Here is a 20,952-nt window from a genome sequence, read left to right as displayed (position 1 = left end):
GTGACACCCGTGCCAAAAAGAGACCACCTTATTGGCACTTGCTGCCTTTGTGATTTCACCTTTGTTGTCAATGCTTGGCGTTCTATGGGTGCAAAAGCAGGATCGGATTGTGAATGAACCAGACCTTTATTGACCGTACGTTTGACAATATTCGCCAGTTATGGCGTGACATTCGTGGAACCTCGGTCGTGCGCAGTTTGGGCTTCGATGATGAAGCAGCGCAAAAAGACCGCTGGCGTCAGCAGATAGCGGATTGTCTGGCGCATCGTGGCGGTGCGGTTTCGGCCCGGGGCCGTGCGGCAGAGCTGGGGCACGATTTTTTGCGCCTTGATGAGGCAGGCCGGATCGAATTTTTGCATTTGCTGGTCAATGAGTTTGATGTTGACCGGTCCAAATTGGCAGCCGTGATCAAGGACTGGCAACAGGCGGATGACCTCGCCGAACGTACCATGCTGGAAAGCCGTATGCGCGCCGACTTGGTGCCGCCTTACCGAAAATTATTGCAGGAATTTACGGCATTGCCACAGGGCGTTAAGTTCCTTGTCGATTTGCGTGCCGATCTTTTGCGCTGGCGTAAGGATGCCCCGGGGCTGGTGTTACTGGAACAGGATTTGAAAACGTTGCTGTCAGCTTGGTTCGATATTGGCTTTCTTGAATTGCACCAGATTACCTGGAATTCTCCGGCTGCTCTTTTGGAAAAACTGATCGCCTATGAAGCCGTGCATCAAATTCGTAGTTGGGACGATTTAAAAAGCCGTTTGGCCAATGACCGGCGCTGTTTTGCGTTTTTTCATCCCGGTATGCCCGACGAGCCACTAATTTTTGTCGAAGTTGCCCTGGTTTCTGGCATTGCCGAAAATGTTGATGTGTTGATTGATCGTGACCTAGATGACCAAATTGCCGATCCAACACGCGCCGATACAGCAATCTTTTATTCGATTTCCAATGCACAGTCCGGTTTGGCGGGCATCAGTTTTGGCGATTTCCTGATTAAGCGTGTGGTGGCGGAACTCAAACGCGATCTGCCGAACCTGCAGCAATTTGCCACCCTGTCGCCGATACCGGGATTTCGTCGCTGGTTGACCTCTGCCATTGACCAGATTGACGCGATGGCGGCCACCGATGTTACCGACAGTCAACAAGCCGAAACATCAGAAGAAGGCGCGACAGGCACGGCTGTTATTGTGAAAACCAAACCGGACCCGCAGGTTCCCCGGCATCTGGTTGAGGACATATCCCTGTGCCGCCCGCTCGTGACCAGCGAAGAAGACGAAGACATCACGCAAGTTGAAAAGGTATGGCAGATACCGGCAGATAGCCGCACGGCATTGTTGCGGTTGGCGGCGCATTATCTTTTGAACGAGCGTCGTCCGGGCCGGGATACGGCTCTGGACCCTGTTGCGCATTTTCATCTGAGCAATGGCGCGCGCGTCGAACGGCTGAATTTTGATGCCAACAGTTCGGTTGCCGGGCAGGCACAATCCTTTGGATTAATGGTAAATTATCTGTATCAGTCGGACGAAATCGAGAAGAATCACGAAAACTATGTCGGTGGCGGTAAAATTGCAGCATCGGGCACTGTTCGCAGACTTGCGGCTTAATTCAAGGCATTAAGCCCGTTTGGTTACGGGAAAATTCAACTATTTTCGTCGCTTTGTGCTTAACTTAACAGGCGACGCTTGCATGAGTGGATTGAAGTTTGTATTAAGGCGCACCCACACCGGTTTTTCCGGTGCGGGAGGTATGCTTTTGTGCGGGCGTGGCGGAATTGGTAGACGCGCTGGATTTAGGTTCCAGTGGAGAGATCCGTGGGGGTTCGAGTCCCTTCGCCCGTACCATTGCAGATCAGAAAATAAAAAAGCTATTCGTTAAGTCATATTGACTTCTGACGTCCGGACGGCGTCGCGTAACGGACATTATTCGAACCTAAGCAAAAGAGTTATCTATGCAGGTTACAGAAACCAAAAATGAAGGCCTGGCGCGCGAATACAAGGTCGTTGTGCCGGCCGCCACGATCGAAGAACAGGTTAACGCCAAGCTGGAAGAAATCAAAGACCAGGTTCGTCTTCCGGGTTTCCGCCCTGGCAAAATCCCGACCAAACTTCTGCGCCAGCGTTATGGCAAGTCTGTTATGGGCGAAGTTCTTGAAGCTGCTGTAAATGACAGCACCAGCAAGATTCTGTCCGATAACGAACTCCGCCCGGCCGTTCAGCCGAAAATCGAAGTCACCGCCTTTGATGAAGGCAAAGACCTCGAATATGATATTTCGGTTGAAATCATTCCGGCCATCGAGCCGATGGATTTCTCGAAGCTGAACCTGACGCGCGAAGTCGTTGAACTTGACGACAGCAAAGTCACCGAAACCCTTGATCGCATCGCTGCAGCACAGGGCACCACCGAAGCCCTGAAGCGCAAGCGCAAGGCAAAATCCGGTGACGTTCTCGTCATCGATTTCCTGGGTAAAGTGGGCGGCGAAGCCTTTGAAGGCGGCAAAGCGGAAGACTACGAACTCGAACTGGGTTCGGGCACCTTTATTGCCGGTTTTGAAGATCAGTTGATCGGCGTCAATGCCGGTGATGAAACCGTTGTTAAGGTTACATTCCCGGAAAATTACGGTTCTGACGAACTGGCGGGTAAAGATGCCGAGTTCGACGTGACCGTTAAGGAAATCAAGGAAAAGAAACCCGCTGAAATTGACGATGAACTCGCCAAGAAGCTGGGTCAGGAAAGCCTTGAATCCCTGAAAGAAGCTATCCGCAAGGATTATGGTCGCGAATACGAATCGGTTGCGCGTCAGAAAATGAAGCGTGATCTGCTTGATCAGCTGGCTGACAATCACGATTTCGATCTTCCGGCATCCCTGGTTGAAAATGAGCTGACCGGCATTGTCGAGCAGATCAAACAGGCACGCGAAGCCGGCCAGGAAGATGACGAAACCAAGGGCAAGTCTGAAGAAGAACTGACCGAAGAGTTCCGTGAAATCGCGGAACGTCGTGTTCTGCTGGGTCTGTTGCTCGCCGAAGTTGGCCGCAACAACAACATCCAGATCACTCAGGAAGACATCAATAAGGTTCTCGTTGCCGAAGCCCAGAAATACCCGGGCCAGGAACAGGCTGTTATTGAATTCTATAAAAATAATCCGCAGGCCTTGCAGGCGCTTCAGGGCCCTGTATATGAAGACAAGGTGGTGGATTACATCGTCGAACTGGCGAAGGTTGAAGAAAAAACCGTTACGGTTGAAGAGCTTCTGAAACCTGAAGAAGAAGACGACGCGCCGAAGAAAGAAGCCAAGAAAAAGGCACCGGCCAAAAAAGCCGCGGCAAAAAAGCCGGCTGCCAAGAAAAAGGCTGCTGACGAAAGCGCAGAATAATCCGCCCAACAGCGGACCAAGTTGCAGCAAGGAGATTGCGGTTGATGATTGAAGAGCAGATGAACTCGCTTGTACCGATGGTGGTTGAACAGACCAGCCGCGGGGAACGGGCCTATGACATCTTTTCCCGCCTGCTCAAAGAGCGGATCGTGTTCATCAATGGCCAGGTCCATGACGGCATGTCGTCACTGATTTGCGCCCAGCTACTGCATCTCGAATCGGAAAATCCGGACAAGGATATTTCCCTATACATCAATTCACCGGGCGGGGTGGTAACATCCGGTTTGGCGATTTATGACACCATGCAATACATCCGTTGCGATGTGTCGACCGTATGTATGGGGCAGGCTGCCTCAATGGGGTCTTTGCTTTTGATGGCTGGTGCAGAAGGCAAGCGTTATAGCCTGCCCAATGCGCGGATCATGATCCACCAGCCGTCTGGCGGTTTCCAGGGGCAGGCATCGGATATCGAAATCCATGCCCGTGAAATTCTGGCTCTGCGTCATCGTCTCAACGAGATTTATGTCCAGCATACCGGACGCGATCTGAAAACCATCGAAGATGCGATGGAACGCGATAATTTCCTGACACCTGATCAGGCCAAGGAATTTGGCTTGATTGATGAGGTTGTTAGCTCGCGTCCCAAGCCTGAAGGTGACAAAAAAGACTGACGTCGCCTTCACGATGAAACAGAAAACGCCCCGGTTTTATGGCCGGGGCGTTTTTTATGGCTTGCGTGGTTTCGCCCGAAAGTCCTAGACATGTAGATTACAGGACGGTGAAACCTGATCGGAAGGAACATCCGGGGCCGGATGAACGTTTTGTGAATGGAGTGGGCTTCACTTTTGGTCTATCCGTCCTATATCAAAGACAAGGCCGCGAGCCGGAAAGCGGCGATTAATCGTTGAGATTGGTGTGCTTTCCCGGCTAACATGGCGATAACAGATAACGTCAAACATCATTGGGGTTTGTATGAGCAAATCGAATAGCGGAGACTCCAAGAACACTTTGTATTGCTCTTTCTGTGGAAAGAGCCAGCACGAGGTGCGCAAGCTCATCGCCGGGCCGACTGTCTTCATCTGCGATGAGTGTGTCGAACTGTGCATGGACATCATCCGCGAAGAGCACAAAACCCATCTTGTAAAATCCGCTGATGGGGTGCCTTCTCCGCAGGAGATTTGCAAGGTTCTCGATGATTACGTCATCGGTCAGGGCCATGCAAAGAAGGTGCTGTCTGTAGCAGTACATAACCATTACAAGCGCCTGAACCACGCCAGCAAGAACGAAGACATCGAGCTGGCAAAATCGAACATCATGCTGGTCGGTCCGACCGGTTGTGGCAAAACGCTGCTTGCCCAGACGCTTGCCCGTATCCTGGATGTTCCCTTTACAATGGCGGATGCCACCACACTGACCGAAGCCGGTTATGTGGGGGAAGATGTTGAAAACATCATTCTCAAGCTGTTGCAGGCAGCCGACTACAATGTCGAGCGTGCCCAGCGCGGCATTGTTTATATCGACGAAGTCGACAAAATTTCGCGTAAATCCGATAATCCGTCGATTACGCGCGATGTGTCGGGTGAGGGTGTGCAGCAGGCCTTGCTGAAAATCATGGAAGGCACGGTTGCATCTGTTCCGCCGCAAGGGGGACGTAAACACCCGCAGCAGGAATTCCTGCAGGTCGATACCACAAACATTCTGTTTATTGTCGGGGGTGCATTTGCCGGCCTTGACAAGGTCATTTCCCAGCGTGGCAAGGGGGCAGGCATTGGTTTTGGTGCCGATGTCCGCAGCCCGGATGAACGCCGCACGGGTGAAGTTCTGCGTTCTGTAGAACCGGAGGACCTGTTGAAATTTGGCCTGATTCCGGAATTCATTGGCCGTTTGCCGGTGTTGGCAACGCTTGAAGATCTGGATGAAGACGCTTTGGTCAAGATTTTGACCGAACCGAAAAACGCGCTCAGCAAGCAGTATCAGCGTCTGTTCGATATGGAAGATGTCAAATTGACCTTCCAGGATGATGCACTGATCGCGATTGCCCGTAAGGCAATTGAGCGTAAAACCGGTGCCCGTGGCCTGCGGTCGATCATGGAAGGCATTTTGCTTGATACCATGTTTGATCTGCCGTCGATGGACAGTGTCGAGGAAATTGTCATCAACCGTGATGTTGTTGAAGGCAAAGCCAAGCCGTTGCTGATTCATTCGGAACGCCGTAACGACGTTGAAAACAGTGCCTGATCGTAGTTGCCGCGCGGGCAGTATTGCAGCGCGGCAATTACAACTTATCTATTGAGTATGTTCGCGTTGCTGCTGGGGCCTATTGCAGGACCACAGCAACGTTTTGGCTCAGAATAGGGAATAGAACACATGGTCGAATTGGCACATGCTGATATCTATCCGGTCTTGCCGTTGCGCGACATTGTCGTGTTTCCGCACATGATCGTTCCGTTGTTTGTCGGCCGTGAAAAATCGGTCCGCGCGCTTGAAGATGTGATGCGCGAAGACAAACAAATTCTTCTTGTAACCCAGAAAGATGCCGGTCTTGATGATCCGTCGGTAGACGATCTTTATCGCGTTGGTACCGTTGCGTCCGTGCTGCAGTTGCTGAAATTGCCCGACGGCACTGTTAAGGTGCTGGTCGAAGGGGGCAAGCGTGCGCAGATTTCCGGGTTTGTTGATAATCCTGAATTTTTCCAGGCTTACGGTACTGTTCACGACGATGATGACGAGGACGAAAGCGAACTCGAAGCATTATCGCGCTCTGTCGTGACCCAGTTTGAGCAATATATCAAGCTGAACAAAAAGATTCCGCCCGAGGTGCTGGTTTCGGTCAATCAGATCGAGGAACCGGCCAAGCTGGCTGATACGGTTGCGTCTCACCTTGCGCTCAAGATTTCGGAAAAGCAGGAACTGCTTGAAACCGGGTCTGTTGCTGCGCGTCTGGAACGGATTTTCGGTTTTATGGAATCGGAAATTGGTGTTCTGCAGGTGGAAAAGAAAATCCGCAATCGCGTGAAGCGCCAGATGGAGAAAACCCAGCGCGAATATTATCTGAATGAGCAACTCAAGGCCATTCAGAAGGAACTGGGCGAAGGTGAAGACGGCAAGGATGAAGCCTCCGAGCTTGAGGAAAAGCTCAACAAGGCGAAAATGCCGAAGGAAGCCAAGGAAAAGGCCCAGGCCGAGCTTAAGAAATTGCGCAATATGAGCCCGATGTCCGCCGAAGCAACGGTGGTGCGCAACTATCTTGACTGGATGGTGTCCATTCCCTGGAACAAACGCAGCAAGATTTCCCACGACCTGAAAAAGGCCAAGAAGGTTCTGGACAAGGAACATTATGGTCTGGAGCAGGTGAAGGAACATATTCTTGAATATTTGGCCGTTCAGGCGCGTATCAAGAAAGTCAAAGGTCCGATTCTGTGCCTTGTTGGTCCCCCGGGCGTAGGTAAAACCTCGCTGGGCAAATCAATGGCGAATGCGACCGGCCGTAATTTCATTCGTATGTCCCTGGGCGGTGTGCGTGATGAATCGGAAATTCGCGGGCATCGTCGTACCTATATTGGTTCAATGCCGGGCAAGATCATTCAGGGGATGAAGAAAGCCAAAACGTCTAATCCGCTGTTCCTGCTCGACGAAATCGAAAAGATGGGGTCCGACTTCCGGGGTGATCCGGCATCAGCCCTGCTTGAGGTACTTGATCCCGAGCAGAACTCGACCTTCAATGATCATTATCTTGAAGTCGATTATGATCTGTCGGATGTGATGTTTGTGACGACGGCTAACAGCCTGCGCATGCAGCAGCCGTTGCTCGACCGTATGGAGATCATTCGGATTTCGGGTTACACCGAAGACGAAAAGGTTGAAATCGCCAAGCGCCATCTGATCCCCAAGCAGATCGAGGCCAATGGTTTGAAAAAGGCCGAATGGAGCATTTCTGACGATGCCCTTCGTGACCTGATTCGGTATTACACGCGTGAAGCGGGTGTGCGTAACCTCGAACGCGAGCTTGCCCGTCTGGCGCGTAAAGCGACTAAACGTATTTTGATCGAAGGGTTGAAAACCGTTCGTGTTACACCGCGTACACTGGCGAAATATGCCGGGATTCGCAAATACCGCTTTGGCGAAACTGAAGGCGAAGACCAGGTTGGTGTGGTAACCGGCCTTGCCTATACGGAATTTGGTGGTGATCTGTTGCAGATCGAAGCCGTTACCGTTCCAGGCAAAGGCAATATGAAGACCACCGGTAAACTTGGTGACGTCATGACGGAATCGATCCAGGCGGCAACCTCGTTTGTTCGTTCGCGTGCCGCACTTTTCGGGATCAAGCCGAACCTGTTCCAGCAACGTGACATTCACGTTCATGTGCCCGAAGGGGCTACGCCAAAGGACGGTCCGTCGGCAGGTGTGGGTATGGTGACATCAGTTGTGTCGATTCTGACCAATAATCCGGTGCGTAAAGATGTTGCCATGACAGGCGAAGTTACCTTGCGCGGTCGTGTTCTGGCGATTGGTGGTTTGAAGGAAAAACTGCTTGCCGCGATGCGGGGCGGTGTCAAAACGGTTCTTATTCCCAAGGAAAATGAAAAGGACCTGGAAGACATTCCTGATAACGTCAAACGGAATATGCGAATCATTCCGGTGTCGCATGTTGACGAAGTGCTTGAGCACGCATTGGTCAATCCGCTGGTGCCGATTGAATGGGATGAAGAATCCGACAATGTTTCGGTGAAGCCGAAAGACGGTGAAGAATCGGAAATCGGTGGTGTGACAACTCACTGATTGAGCGCAGAATCTTGGGCTTTTTGACAGGGGCGGCTTTGCTGCCCCTGTTTTTTTGTGGATAACTTGCACAGGAATCGGTCAAGACCAAAAGGTCAGGGGCTGTAAAGGCGAAAAAACGACAAAAAAACCGCAAAAACGGCGGAAAACTGCGTCTCTCCGATTGACGGCATGTAGGCGACCTGCTTACATTGCGCCTGTAACAGGTTTGGGGCAAACCAAATTTCCTTATAACTCCGAACGTCCAATAAGGGGGCCAGGAAGTGAATAAAAACGATCTCGTTGGAAGTGTCGCCGCGAAAGCTGATCTGTCTAAAGCAGACGCTGCCAAAGCCGTTGATGCTGTATTCGATTCCATTACCGATTCTTTGAAATCTGGCGACGAAGTTCGTCTGGTTGGTTTCGGTACTTTTGCCGTTGCTGCGCGTGCAGCTTCCAAAGGTCGCAATCCGCGTACCGGCGAAGAAATCGATATTCCGGCTTCTAAGCAGCCGAAATTCAAGGCTGGTAAAGGCCTTAAGGATGCCGTCAACTAAGGTTGACCATCTTTTTTAAAAAAAATGCCGGTGACAGCGTCACCGGCATTGCATTTTAAAAAAAGCATGCTATGTTCCGCTCGCTTCCGCAAAACGGGGCACACAAAAAAGGGTGATTAGCTCAGCTGGTTAGAGCATCTCGTTTACACCGAGAGGGTCGGGAGTTCGAATCTCTCATCACCCACCATGAAAAAGGCGCCCTAATCGGGCGCCTTTTTCTTTTGCGCGAACAACAAGTTATCGCGTAATCCCCGTATACTGTTTTCCAATGGCCTTTTTCTCGCTTGTGTGAAACCCGCTTGATGATTCGGCTGGCGATTGCGGGGCGGGTCTGCAATCATCATCACGTCTTTGTTCATGTTTTGAGGCCGGACCCGGTGATGTTTCAAGCTGTACCAGTAGCCAAAGTTTCTTTAGGGCATCATCTTTGCAGGTTATCGTGGCTGGTGCGTTCCTGCAGGCGATTACAGGCTGCTGGATTGCTTCTGATTTTAACTGTCGCGCTATCGGGCTGTTATCTTCCAGAACGCTTCACGGCCGATTTAACACTGGCACGGAACGGGGATTATCATTTCACCTATAAAGGGCGATTGCGGCAGGCTGCTCTGGCTAAAGATTTGCTCGATGGCAAGGTTGCGCCAGCAGAAGAAAAAAAGCGTGCTGCGCAGATTCTGAATGATCTGGAACGGGACCCGGCCTTTGGCCCGTCCAGCTATGCCGGACGTGGGGTTTTTAATGTCAGTTATGATCGCAAGGGCAATATTCTGACCGAGAAGACATTTAATTTCGTTCGGCGGAACTCGCGAATCCTGCAGATGATGTATCATGAGGAAAGTCGAACCGTCGAAATCCGCGGCGGGTCCGTACCCGTGCAATATATGGATACATTGCAGGCAATGGGATATGTGCCTGATGGGAAAATTACGGTAAAGACGACCGTACATGTGCGGCGAGATAACGCAGCTGAACGTAATACGGTTGATGACGAAACGACTCTTGTTTGGAAAATACAGAAACTGGGTGAGCCGGCATTGATTCTGATTTTGGGTTAGATGGCTATTGCGTCTGTTGGCAAAAACGAATCTGCTCGCATCGGCTATCTATGAAAATTCAGTGCGGGCCGGGCAGGGGGAGAGGTCTGCTGATATTGAAAAACCCTGCCAGAGTAATCCGGCAGGGTTTTGTGTATAACGGTAAACAGGATAGTCGGGTCAGTAGACCATTTCGTCTTCGCCGCCACCCTCGGAAATAACGATCTGTCCCTGTGCTGCCAGTTCTTTGGCAAGCTGGACAATCATCATCTGACATTCTTCGACGTCGGCCAGGCGAACCGGGCCCAGTGCGTCCATATCTTCGCGCATCATCTTGCCGGCACGTTCCGACATGTTCTTGAAGAAAAGTTCGCGCATCGCATCGGTCGAGCCTTTGAGCGCAAGGGCAAGCTTGTCTTTCTCAACCTGGCGCAGCAGCGACTGAACACCGTTATTATCAAGCCGGGCAAGATCCTCGAAGGTGAACATCAATGCCTTGATCTTTTCGGCAGAGTCGCGGTTGCGTTCTTCAAGGGCTGTCAGGAATCGATCCTGGCTCTGACGGTCCAGGCTGTTGAAAATATCGGCCATCAGTTCATGGTTGTCCCCGCGCGACCCGCGCGCAAGGTTCGACATGAATTCCGTGCGTAGGGTTTTTTCAATATTGTCCAGTACCTCTTTCTGAACGGCCTCCATGCGCAGCATGCGCATGATGACTTCCATCGAGAAGTTTTCAGGCAATAGGGACAAAACAGCAGCAGAGTGCGTTGATTTCAGCTTTGAAAGAACGACGCCAACTGTTTGGGGATATTCATTTTTTAGATAGTTCGCCAGAACAGCTTCGTTCACGTTATTAAGCTTGTCCCACATGGTGCGACCGGCCGGACCACGGATTTCTTCCATGATATTGTTAACGCGGTCTTCAGGTAGAACCTTGGTCAGCAGGCGTTCAGTCGTATCAAACGAACCGACAAGCGAACCGGTTGACGAAAGCTGATCGGCAAATTCGACAAACAGGCGCTCAACGATGTTGGAACTGATGGTTCCAAGACTGGACATCGTTTGCGAGATTTCCTTGATTTCTTCATCATCCATCAATGCAAACATCTTGGAGGCATGCTCTTCCCCCAGTGCCAGCATCAGGATCGCCGCTTTTTCCTGTCCAGAAAGCGACCGGTATTCTTCTTTAACGCGCCCCACGTAAAGCCCACTCCGTCAGCAATTCCAGATCCGTTGCATGATAACGCATTCTGGTGAAGGATGCGTTACGAACAGTCAATAAATCTATAAGGCTTAAGCACGTAGATGAAAAGACCTCTCGCACCGTGCCTCGTTAGACAATTTCAAACCAAAGCCAAAACGGCTTGAAAATTGCTGCATGATTTCCGTTTTGGGTGATCTGGATACTTTGAAATCACGACGCGGTTGAAAGCGATGCTATCAGCTTGACTTAGCAAGGGGGCTGGTCTAACAAGAGCACGCCGAAGGATGGCTGTTTTGGGGGCGTAGCTCAGTTGGTTCGAGCGCCGGCCTGTCACGCCGGAGGCCGCGGGTTCAAGTCCCGTCGCTCCCGCCAAACGGCCATCGACTGCATTCTTTCTTGGGCGCTGCGTCTTTCCTGCCCGTGTTCCTTTTGCTGCCATGCAACAATGTGGATCGCGTTCGCGACGTTCGGCTGACCTGAAATTGACCGCAGAAGGCAAAAAATTAGATGAGTTCGAGGCTCGGTGATGTGGAAACATGTCTCCGGGGCTGGTACTTGTGTGGTGCATACGTTAAGGTGCGCCCTTATGGGCTAGGTGGGGACCTGGTCGGGTTCTGGTTAGACCTGTTCTTGAGAGGTCAGAGAGATGCAAGAGCTTCTTTCGGAATATCTTCCGATCCTGATTTTCATCGGGATTGCCGTCGGTCTTTCGGCGGTTATCATCATCGCTTCGCTGGTTCTGGCCAAGCAGGCCCCGGATGCTGAAAAGCTGTCTGCATATGAATGCGGCTTTTCGCCATTCGAAGATGCACGCATCAAGTTTGATGTTCGCTTCTACCTGGTCGCAATCTTGTTCATCATCTTCGATCTGGAAGTTGCCTTCCTGTTTCCGTGGGCCGTAACCCTTGGCGACATCGGAACGTTCGGTTTCCTGTCGATGGTAATTTTCCTGGCAGTGCTGACAATCGGCTTTGTCTATGAATGGAAGAAGGGAGCTCTGGAATGGGAGTGAGCACCAATACAGGCGCCCCCTTGGCCCCTGGTCAAGACCAGGATCAGCTGCTTAAGGGCGTGTTTGACGAGATGAATGACAAGGGCTTTGTCCTTGCCAGCCTTGACAAACTTGCCACCTGGGCAAACACGGGCTCAATGTGGCCAATGACGTTTGGTCTGGCCTGCTGTGCTGTTGAAATGATGCACGCTGCCGCCGCCCGTTATGACATGGACCGCTATGGCGTTGTTTTCCGCCCCAGCCCGCGTCAGTCGGACGTGATGATTGTTGCCGGGACGCTGACCAACAAAATGGCGCCGGCTCTTCGCAAGGTTTACGACCAGATGGCCGAGCCGCGCTGGGTTATTTCGATGGGCTCGTGTGCCAATGGCGGCGGGTATTATCACTATTCCTATTCGGTGGTGCGCGGTTGTGACCGTGTTGTTCCGGTCGATATTTATGTCCCCGGTTGCCCGCCGACAGCCGAGGCGCTGATTTACGGTATTCTGCAGTTGCAGAAAAAAATCCGCCGTACCGGTGTCCTGTCACGCTGATCCGAGAGTAGGGGGCTAGCATGAGCGAATTGCTCAGCGATAATAGCGCAGCACTGCAAGATCTTCGCGATCTTTTAAAGGCACATTTTGGTGCCGATGTTATTGATACGGTTTATCGCTATGGCGAACTGACCGTTGTTGTCAAACGCGAGTCTATTGTCAGCGTTCTGACTTTCCTGCGTGATGATGCGGGATGTCTGTTCAAGCAGTTGATCGACATTTGTGGTGTGGATTACCCGGAACGTGCCGAACGTTTCGAGGTTGTGTACCACCTGTTGTCGCTCAAACATAACCTGCGCATTCGCGTCAAGGTCTCAACGGATGAAGAAACGCCGGTTCCGACCGCTGTTGGCGTTTACAGTGCCGCAGACTGGTTCGAGCGTGAGACCTGGGACATGTATGGTGTGTTCTTTGCCGATCACCCCGATCCCCGCCGTATTCTGACCGATTATGGTTTTGAAGGTCATCCGCTGCGCAAAGACTTCCCGCTGACGGGCTATGTCGAAGTGCGTTATGACGATGAACGCAAGCGCGTGGTGTATGAGCCGGTGAAACTGGTGCAGGATTTCCGTAACTTTGATTTCGAGAGCCCGTGGGAAGGAATGCAAAACATTCTTCCGGGTGACGAAAAGGCGGAGGGCAACGCCTGATGTCCGAACAGAAAATTAAAAATATGACCCTTAACTTCGGCCCGCAGCACCCAGCGGCGCACGGAGTTTTGCGTCTTGTTCTTGAAATGGACGGCGAAGTTGTTGAACGCGCCGATCCGCATATCGGTCTTTTGCATCGCGGGACCGAAAAGCTGATCGAATATAAAACCTACGTTCAGGCAACGCCGTATTTTGACCGTCTCGACTATGTCGCGCCGATGAACCAGGAGCATGCCTTCTGTCTGGCGATCGAAAAGTTGATGGGGATCGAAGTTCCGAAGCGCGCGCAGTATATTCGTGTCCTGTATGCGGAAATCGGCCGTATTCTCAACCACATCCTCAACCTGACGACCTTTGCGCTGGACGTCGGGGCGATGACGCCGCTTTTGTGGGGCTTTGAGGAACGCGAAAAGCTCATGGAATTTTATGAGCGTGCCTGTGGCGCCCGTCTTCATGCCAACTATTTCCGTCCCGGTGGTGTTGCTGCCGATCTGCCTGCTGGTCTTCTCGAAGATATTTCGGCCTGGATTGACCAGTTCCCGAACTTCGTCAAGGACTTTGACAGGGTTCTGACCGGCAACCGTATTTTCAAGCAGCGTGCTGTTGGAATCGGGACTGTTTCGGCGGAAGAAGCCTTTGACTGGGGCTTTACGGGGCCGAATATCCGTGCATCGGGAATTGCGTGGGACTTGCGTAAATCACAGCCCTACGATTCATACGAAGATTTCGATTTTGACATTCCCGTTGGCAAATACGGCGATGTGTATGACCGGTATCTGGTTCGTTTTGAAGAAATGAACCAGTCTCTGCGCATTATGCGCCAGGTCATTGATAAAATGCCTGATGGCCCGGTCATTGTTCAGAATAACAAGGTGGCTCCGCCGGCCCGTGCTGACATGAAACGGTCGATGGAAGCCCTGATTCATCACTTCAAGCTGTTTACCGAAGGTTTCCACGTCCCGGCGGGAGAATGTTATGCCGCTGTGGAAGCCCCCAAAGGTGAGTTTGGCGTTTTTCTGGTGTCGGATGGCTCGAACCGTCCGTATCGCTGCAAGATTCGCGCCCCTGGATTTGCTCACCTGCAAGGCATGGATTTCATGTCGAAGGGTCATATGTTGGCAGACGTTGTTGCCAATATCGGTTCGCTTGACATTGTTTTCGGTGAGATTGACCGATGAGCCATTTAAGAAGACCAGCTCCGCGCGAGCTTCAGCCGACCAGCTTTGCTTTCACGCCTGAAAATCTGGAAAAAGCGAAAAAAATTATCGCAAAATATCCGGAAGGCCGCCAGCAGAGTGCCACCATGCCGCTTCTGGATCTGGCACAGCGCCAGACCGAAGGGAACTGGGTGCCGACAGTTGCAATGGACTATATTGCCGACATGCTGGAAATGCCGGCAATTCGGGTCTATGAAGTTGCAACCTTTTATACCATGTATAACCTGGCACCGGTTGGTCAGAACTTTATTCAGGTTTGCACCACGACCCCGTGCTGGCTGCGCGGGTCGTCGGATATCGTCAAAACCTGCAAGGAAGAACTTGGCATCGGCATTGGTGAAACCACCGAAGATGGCAAGTTTACTCTGATCGAAGTTGAATGCCTTGGCGCCTGTGTGAATGCGCCGATGATGCAGATCAACGACGATTATTACGAAGATCTGACCAGCGACAGCACGAAGAATATTATCGACATGCTCAAGCGTGGCGAAACACCGAAGGCCGGACCGCAAAGCGGCCGTCGTGGGTGTGAGCCGATTGATGGTCCCAAGGTTCTGAAAGCATTCTGTGGCTGTGGTGCCGCAGATCAGCCTGCTGAACCCAAAGACGGGGAAGCCTGATATGCTGCAAGACAAGGATCGTATTTTTACCAACCTGTACGGGTTTCAGGATTTTGGCCTGAAAGCCGCGCAGGCGCGTGGTAACTGGGATGGTACCAGGGCCCTGATTGAAAAAGGTCAGGACTGGATCATTGACGAAATGAAGGCATCGGGCATGCGCGGCCGTGGCGGCGCTGGTTTCCCGACCGGCCTGAAATGGTCCTTTATGCCCAAGGAATCGGATGGTCGTCCGCATTATCTGGTTGTAAATGCCGACGAAGGCGAGCCGGGGACCTGTAAGGACCGCGAGATCATGCGCAATGATCCGCATACACTGGTTGAAGGCTGCCTGCTCGCCAGCTTCGCCATGCGGGCGCACGCTGCCTATATTTATATTCGTGGTGAGTTCTATCACGAGGCATCGAACCTGCAGCGCGCGATTGACGAAGCCTATGATGCTGGCCTGATTGGCAAAAATGCCTGTGGGTCGGGGTGGGATTTCGATCTTTACCTGCATCTTGGTGCTGGGGCCTATATCTGTGGTGAAGAAACCGCGCTGATCGAAAGCCTTGAAGGTAAAAAGGGTCAGCCGCGCCTGAAGCCGCCATTCCCGGCAAATGCCGGTTTGTATGGCTGCCCGACGACGGTGAACAACGTCGAATCGATCGCGGCTGTTCCTGAAATTCTGCGTCGTGGCGGGGCCTGGTTCTCAAGTTTTGGTCGTGAAAAAAACCATGGGACAAAGCTGTTTGCCATTTCGGGTCATGTTGAAAAGCCCTGCACCGTTGAAGAAGCCATGAGCATTCCGCTCCGTGAGCTGATTGAACGTCATTGTGGTGGTGTTCGGGGTGGCTGGGATAACCTGCTTGCGGTTATTCCGGGCGGGTCTTCGGTCCCGGTTCTGACCAAGGACGTGTGTGATGATGTCCTGATGGACTTTGACGCGCTTCGCGAGGTTGGCTCGGGCCTTGGGACTGCTGCGGTGATCGTGATGGACAAGTCGACCGACATTGTTTACGCGATTGCCCGCCTTTCCGAATTCTACAAACATGAAAGCTGTGGTCAGTGCACCCCTTGCCGTGAAGGCACGGGCTGGATGATGCGTATGATGCAGCGCATGGTGCGTGGCGAGGCCACACTTGATGAAATCGACCTTTTGTGGGACGTGACCAAACAGGTCGAAGGCCACACCATTTGTGCGCTTGGTGACGCTGCCGCATGGCCGATCCAGGGTTTGATCCGTAATTTCCGTCCCGAAATGGAACGCCGGATCAAGGAATATCGCGCACGGATCGCGGCCTGAGAGAGGCCTGTTGAGAGGGATTGAGACATGCCGAAACTGACAGTTGACGGTATCGAAGTCGAAGTAGAAGCCGGAGCGACAGTTCTTCAGGCCTGTGAAGAAGCGGGTAAGGAAATTCCCCGTTTCTGTTATCACGAACGCCTGTCGATTGCCGGTAACTGCCGCATGTGCCTGGTCGAAATGGAGCGTGCGCCGAAGCCGGTTGCATCTTGCGCCATGCCGGCAGCTGACGGAATGGTCATCAAAACGGATTCTGACCTTGTGAAAAAGGCACGCAATGGCGTGATGGAATTCCTGCTGATCAACCATCCGCTGGATTGCCCGATTTGTGACCAGGGTGGTGAATGTGACCTTCAGGACCAGGCAATGGCCTATGGTTTTGACGCGTCGCGCTATGCCGAGAAAAAACGTGCGGTGAAGGACAAGGAACTGGGACCGATCGTTAAAACGATCATGACCCGTTGCATCCATTGCACCCGTTGCGTTCGTTTCTCGGAGGAAGTTGCTGGTGTTGGCACGATGGGGGCGGTTTATCGCGGTGAAGATACCGAGGTCGGCCCTTACATTGAAGCCAGCATCAATTCCGAAATGTCGGGTAACCTTGTGGATCTGTGCCCGGTTGGCGCATTGACCTCCAAACCCTATGCGTTTACTGCACGTCCATGGGAATTGAAGAAAACTGACAGCGTTGATGTGATGGACGCTGTTGGCTCGAACATTCGCATTGATGCCCGTGGCTCGGAAGTTCTGCGCGTTTTGCCGCGTCTGAACGAAGAGATCAACGAAGAATGGATTTCGGACAAAACCCGTTACGCCATTGATGGTCTTAAGCGTCAGCGTCTTGATCGTCCGTATGTTCGCGTGAATGGCAAGCTTGCTCCGGCAAGCTGGGACGAAGCCTTTGCCGCGATCAAGGAAAAGGTATCCGGGCTGGATGGCAAGAAAATTGCCGCCCTTGCCGGTGATACAGTTGATTGCGAATCCATGACCGCGCTGAAAGACCTGATGGGCAAGCTTGGTTCGGCCAATATTGATTGCCGCCAGGATGGATCGAAGGTTGGTGGCCCGCGTTTGTCTTACATCTTCAACAGCACGATTGCCGGTATTGAAGAGGCGGATGCGTGCCTGGTTGTGGGGGCGAATGTTCGTGCCGAAGCGCCGATCATTAATTCCCGTTTGCGCAAACGCTGGCGCATGACCGCCGGTGATTTCCGTTTGGGCATTGTCGGTGAAAACTGGGATCCGACCTTCAAGCATGACTATCTCGGTGCTGGTCCGGAAACGCTTTCGGAAATCCTGGATGGCAAAAACGACTTTGCCAAGGTTCTGGAAACGGCCGTCAAACCGATGATCATTCTTGGTATGGGCGCACTGAACCGCGAAGACGGCGAAGCTGTTTTGGCAACCGCGCGTGCGATTGCCGACAAATACGGCCTTGTTGCAGGCGAGTGGAATGGCTTCAACGTTCTGCATACGGCAGCTGCCCGCGTTGGTGGCCTTGACCTTGGCTTTGTGCCGGGCGAGGGTGGCCTTGCAACGAATGACATTCTTGACGGTGCGGCAAAAGGCGATGTCGAAATTGTTTATCTGCTTGGTGCAGATGAGCTCGACATGTCCAAGCTGAAAAATGCCTTTGTGATTTATCAGGGCTGTCTGGGTGATGCCGGTGCACAGGTTGCAGATGTTATTCTGCCCGGTGCGGCTTACACCGAAAAGAATGGGACCTATGTCAATACGGAAGGCCGTGTTCAGTATGGCTGGCGCGCAGTATTCCCGGTCGGGGATGCCCGTGAAGACTGGAAGATCATTCGTGCGCTTTCGGCAAGTCTTGGCCTGACCCTGCCTTATGACAACATTGAGTCGGTTCGTGCCCGCATGGTTGAAATCAACGATGTGTTCGGTTCCGTTAATGTAACGCGTAAAGCGGCATGGGGCGAATTTGGCAAGGCTGGTGTGATGAAGTCGGAAGGCTTTGCGTCGCCGGTTCGCAATTTTTACATGACCGACCCGATCAGCCGGGCATCGGTGACGATGGCTAAATGTACTGAAGCCTTCGTCAAGGATGCGGCTGCCGGAAAGGTTGCCTGAGTTCGGGAAACAGGCGGCGGGGAACCGTCGCCTTCTCTCGCTAGGGGATGTCCCGCTTACGGGACCAAACGCAAAAGATACGGTTTGACCGATGGAACTTCTTTGGGACGGATATATTCAGCCAGGAATTTGGATCGTCGCTAAAATCCTGGCGATCGTGCTTCCCTTGCTGATTGCTGTTGCCTATCTCACCTATGCTGAACGCAAGGTGATTGGCGCCATGCAAATGCGCAAAGGCCCGAACGTCGTTGGGCCTTTTGGCCTGTTGCAGCCGCTGGCAGACGGTCTGAAGCTGTTTTTGAAGGAAACGGTCATTCCGACCAGCGCGAATAAGGTTGTCTTTCTTATTGCGCCGATGTTGACCTTCATTCTCGCTCTGGTCGCTTGGGCAGTTATCCCGTTTGGCGAAGGGCTGGTAATTTCCAACCTGAATGTTGGCATTCTTTACCTGTTCGCTATTTCGTCGCTTGGTGTTTACGGCATCGTGATGGCGGGCTGGTCATCCAACTCCAAATACGCCTTTCTGGGCGCTTTGCGTTCCGCAGCGCAGATGGTGTCTTACGAAATTTCGATCGGCCTGATCATTATTTCGGTTCTGCTGACCACCGGGTCACTGAATCTGACGGACATCGTTCATGCGCAGTCGGGCGGTATCTGGAACTGGAACTTTATTTACCACCTGCCGATGTTCGTGATCTTCATTGTCTCGATCCTCGCAGAAACGAACCGCGCCCCGTTCGACCTTCCCGAAGCGGAAGCCGAGCTTGTGTCGGGGTATAACGTCGATTATTCGGCCATGACCTTTGCGCTGTTCTTCCTTGGTGAATATGCCAACATGATTTTGATGAGCGGCCTTTGCGCGACCCTGTTTTTGGGTGGCTGGCAGGCGCCGTTGCCATTCCTGGATTTCATTCCCGGTCCGCTGTGGTTCATCTTCAAGATCTGCATGGTTTTGTTCATTTTCCTCTGGGTACGTGCCACTTTCCCGCGTTACCGCTATGACCAGCTTATGCGTTTGGGCTGGAAGATTTTTCTTCCGCTGTCTTTCGCCTGGGTCATGCTGGTTGCCACGTTCCTGGTTGTTTTCGACAAAGTCCCGGCCTGATCGCCGCGCATCGGAAAGAGAGAGGTAAACGATGTCATTTATAGATCGGACGGCCCGGAGTTTCCTGCTGGTGGAACTGCTTTCCGGTATGGCGCTCACCTTCAAATATATGTTCAAGCCGAAGGTGACGCTGAATTATCCGTATGAAAAAGGTCCGCTCAGCCCGCGTTTCCGTGGCGAACATGCCTTGCGCCGTTACCCGAACGGGGAAGAGCGTTGCATCGCCTGCAAGCTGTGCGAAGCGATCTGCCCGGCGCAGGCCATTACCATTGAGGTAGAGCCGCGCCTTGACGGATCACGCCGGACAACGCGCTACGATATTGATATGACGAAGTGCATCTATTGCGGTTTCTGCGAGGAAGCCTGCCCGGTGGATGCCATCGTCGAAGGTCCGAACTTCGAGTTCGCAACCGAAAACCGCGAGGAGCTTCTTTATGATAAAGACAAGCTTCTTGAAAATGGCGAGCGTTGGGAAGCCGAGCTTGCTGCACGATTGGAGGCAGACGCACCTTATCGGTAAGTGTCGCGTCTGATCGTTTGGATAAAGTTCATGGATCGCCTTCCGCCAGTGCGGGGGCGTTTCGCCAAGGGGGTACCTTATGGTCGTACAGGCTTTGGCTTTCTATCTGTTTGCCATTATCGCAGTTATCTCTGCCGCAATGGTGGTAACTGTGCGCAACCCGGTTCATTCGGTGTTGTTTCTTATTTTGACGTTCTTCAACGCCGCAGGGCTTTTTGTTCTGCTCGGCGCTGAATTTCTCGCCATGCTTCTGGTCGTCGTTTATGTCGGCGCGATCGCGGTTTTGTTCATGTTCGTCGTCATGATGCTCGACATTAATTTTGTCGAAATGCGTGAAGGCTTTCTGAGCTATCTGCCGATCGGTGTTCTGGTTGCGGCGGTATTGTTTGTCGAATTGGCCTTTGTTGGTGGCGGTTGGGTTATGACCGATGCCAAGATGGCGGCAATTGCCCAGCCAATACCGGCGGATATGAACAATATCAATGCGCTGGGCATGCTTCTTTACACTGACTATGCCTATATCTTCCAGGCAGCCGGTCTGGTGTTGCTGACCGCCATGATTGGTGCAATCGTCCTGACCCTGCGCCATCGTGAAGGTGTACGTCGGCAGAATATTTCCCAGCAGGTCCAGCGCCAGCGCGCCGAGACCCTTGAAATCAAAAAAGTACCAGTCGGTAGGGGGATCTGATGGAAATCGGACTTGCTCATTACCTGACTGTCGCCGCCATCCTGTTTACCCTCGGGATTTTCGGTATCTTCATGAACCGGAAAAACGTCATCATCATCATGATGTCGATCGAACTGATGCTGCTGGCAGTCAACATCAATTTTGTCGCCTTTTCGTCCTTTCTGGGCGATCTGGTTGGCCAGGTTTTCACCATTTTCGTGCTGACTGTTGCGGCTGCTGAAGCCGCGATTGGCCTTGCGATCCTGGTGGTTTATTTCCGTAATCGCGGCACCATCGCGGTTGAAGACATCAACATGATGAAGGGGTAAGGCACAGAT

Annotated in this window: 19 protein-coding genes and 3 tRNA genes; 21 read left to right on the top strand and 1 reads right to left on the bottom strand. The window is 52.4% G+C overall.

Going from position 1 to position 20,952, the window contains the following annotated elements; all coding sequences use genetic code 11:
• Positions 1-113: 113 nt before the first annotated feature.
• The 9 genes from LF95_RS08885 to LF95_RS08845 all read left to right on the top strand — a co-directional run bounded on the left by LF95_RS08885 (position 114) and on the right by LF95_RS08845 (position 9,737).
• Positions 114-1,601 (top strand): malonyl-CoA decarboxylase, encoded by a 1,488-nt coding sequence (locus tag LF95_RS08885; protein WP_073954596.1) that lies wholly within the window; start codon positions 114-116, stop codon positions 1,599-1,601.
• A 152-nt stretch (positions 1,602-1,753) separates the two neighbouring features.
• Positions 1,754-1,838 (top strand) — tRNA-Leu (locus LF95_RS08880).
• A gap of 107 nt (positions 1,839-1,945) precedes the next feature.
• Positions 1,946-3,370 (top strand): trigger factor, encoded by a 1,425-nt coding sequence (gene tig / locus LF95_RS08875; RefSeq protein ID WP_073954595.1) that lies wholly within the window; start codon positions 1,946-1,948, stop codon positions 3,368-3,370.
• Positions 3,371-3,414: 44 nt separating this feature from the next.
• Complete coding sequence (clpP, locus tag LF95_RS08870; RefSeq protein ID WP_073954594.1) at positions 3,415-4,041, top strand: ATP-dependent Clp endopeptidase proteolytic subunit ClpP; 627 nt, start codon at positions 3,415-3,417, stop codon at positions 4,039-4,041.
• 301 nt (positions 4,042-4,342) lie between these two features.
• The gene (gene clpX, locus LF95_RS08865; RefSeq protein ID WP_073954593.1) at positions 4,343-5,608 is read left to right on the top strand and encodes an ATP-dependent Clp protease ATP-binding subunit ClpX; all 1,266 of its coding nucleotides are present in this window, start codon (positions 4,343-4,345) and stop codon (positions 5,606-5,608) included.
• A 129-nt stretch (positions 5,609-5,737) separates the two neighbouring features.
• Entirely contained in the window at positions 5,738-8,149 is a 2,412-nt protein-coding gene (gene lon / locus LF95_RS08860; RefSeq protein WP_073954592.1) for an endopeptidase La, read from the top strand.
• A 263-nt stretch (positions 8,150-8,412) separates the two neighbouring features.
• The gene (locus LF95_RS08855) at positions 8,413-8,685 is read left to right on the top strand and encodes an HU family DNA-binding protein (protein WP_008891813.1); all 273 of its coding nucleotides are present in this window, start codon (positions 8,413-8,415) and stop codon (positions 8,683-8,685) included.
• A 110-nt stretch (positions 8,686-8,795) separates the two neighbouring features.
• Positions 8,796-8,872: transfer RNA gene (locus LF95_RS08850), tRNA-Val, on the top strand.
• Between the two features lie 115 nt (positions 8,873-8,987).
• Positions 8,988-9,737: a hypothetical protein gene (locus tag LF95_RS08845; RefSeq protein WP_143181971.1), complete on the top strand. Its 750-nt coding sequence runs from the start codon at positions 8,988-8,990 to the stop codon at positions 9,735-9,737.
• Between the two features lie 159 nt (positions 9,738-9,896).
• Here the strand turns inward: LF95_RS08845 and fliG are convergent, their stop codons facing one another.
• Positions 9,897-10,916, bottom strand: coding sequence for a flagellar motor switch protein FliG (gene fliG, locus LF95_RS08840; RefSeq protein WP_073954590.1), 1,020 nt, complete (start codon positions 10,914-10,916; stop codon positions 9,897-9,899).
• Between the two features lie 299 nt (positions 10,917-11,215).
• Between fliG and LF95_RS08835 the strand changes: the two genes are divergently transcribed.
• From LF95_RS08835 to nuoK, 12 genes are all read left to right on the top strand, one after another.
• A tRNA-Asp gene (locus LF95_RS08835) sits at positions 11,216-11,292 on the top strand.
• Positions 11,293-11,566: 274 nt separating this feature from the next.
• The gene (locus LF95_RS08830) at positions 11,567-11,932 is read left to right on the top strand and encodes an NADH-quinone oxidoreductase subunit A (protein ID WP_073954589.1); all 366 of its coding nucleotides are present in this window, start codon (positions 11,567-11,569) and stop codon (positions 11,930-11,932) included.
• Positions 11,923-12,465, top strand: a complete 543-nt coding sequence (locus LF95_RS08825) for a NuoB/complex I 20 kDa subunit family protein (protein WP_073954588.1) — start codon at positions 11,923-11,925, stop codon at positions 12,463-12,465. The genes LF95_RS08830 and LF95_RS08825 overlap by 10 nt, the downstream gene beginning before the upstream one ends.
• A gap of 20 nt (positions 12,466-12,485) precedes the next feature.
• Positions 12,486-13,115, top strand: a complete 630-nt coding sequence (locus tag LF95_RS08820) for an NADH-quinone oxidoreductase subunit C (RefSeq protein ID WP_073954587.1) — start codon at positions 12,486-12,488, stop codon at positions 13,113-13,115.
• A complete protein-coding gene (locus LF95_RS08815) occupies positions 13,115-14,293 on the top strand; it encodes an NADH-quinone oxidoreductase subunit D (protein ID WP_073954586.1) in 1,179 nt (392 codons plus the stop codon). Before LF95_RS08820 ends, LF95_RS08815 begins: the two co-directional genes overlap by 1 nt.
• The gene (gene nuoE, locus LF95_RS08810; protein ID WP_073954585.1) at positions 14,290-14,952 is read left to right on the top strand and encodes an NADH-quinone oxidoreductase subunit NuoE; all 663 of its coding nucleotides are present in this window, start codon (positions 14,290-14,292) and stop codon (positions 14,950-14,952) included. The genes LF95_RS08815 and nuoE overlap by 4 nt, the downstream gene beginning before the upstream one ends.
• Before the next feature lies 1 nt (position 14,953).
• Positions 14,954-16,234, top strand: coding sequence for an NADH-quinone oxidoreductase subunit NuoF (gene nuoF, locus LF95_RS08805; RefSeq protein ID WP_073954584.1), 1,281 nt, complete (start codon positions 14,954-14,956; stop codon positions 16,232-16,234).
• A 27-nt stretch (positions 16,235-16,261) separates the two neighbouring features.
• Complete coding sequence (nuoG, locus tag LF95_RS08800) at positions 16,262-18,322, top strand: NADH-quinone oxidoreductase subunit NuoG (RefSeq protein WP_073954583.1); 2,061 nt, start codon at positions 16,262-16,264, stop codon at positions 18,320-18,322.
• A gap of 91 nt (positions 18,323-18,413) precedes the next feature.
• Positions 18,414-19,427: an NADH-quinone oxidoreductase subunit NuoH gene (gene nuoH, locus LF95_RS08795; RefSeq protein WP_073954582.1), complete on the top strand. Its 1,014-nt coding sequence runs from the start codon at positions 18,414-18,416 to the stop codon at positions 19,425-19,427.
• A 31-nt stretch (positions 19,428-19,458) separates the two neighbouring features.
• Positions 19,459-19,947, top strand: a complete 489-nt coding sequence (gene nuoI, locus LF95_RS08790; RefSeq protein WP_073954581.1) for an NADH-quinone oxidoreductase subunit NuoI — start codon at positions 19,459-19,461, stop codon at positions 19,945-19,947.
• A 79-nt stretch (positions 19,948-20,026) separates the two neighbouring features.
• Complete coding sequence (locus LF95_RS08785; RefSeq protein ID WP_073954580.1) at positions 20,027-20,635, top strand: NADH-quinone oxidoreductase subunit J; 609 nt, start codon at positions 20,027-20,029, stop codon at positions 20,633-20,635.
• Positions 20,635-20,943: an NADH-quinone oxidoreductase subunit NuoK gene (gene nuoK, locus LF95_RS08780; protein ID WP_022732390.1), complete on the top strand. Its 309-nt coding sequence runs from the start codon at positions 20,635-20,637 to the stop codon at positions 20,941-20,943. Before LF95_RS08785 ends, nuoK begins: the two co-directional genes overlap by 1 nt.
• The last annotated feature ends 9 nt before the right edge of the window (positions 20,944-20,952 follow it).

This window comes from Thalassospira sp. TSL5-1, assembly GCF_001907695.1.
Lineage (GTDB): Bacteria > Pseudomonadota > Alphaproteobacteria > Rhodospirillales > Thalassospiraceae > Thalassospira.
The sequence above is the reverse complement of the archived record's forward strand: the minus strand, read 5'-3'. Positions and strand labels throughout refer to the sequence as shown.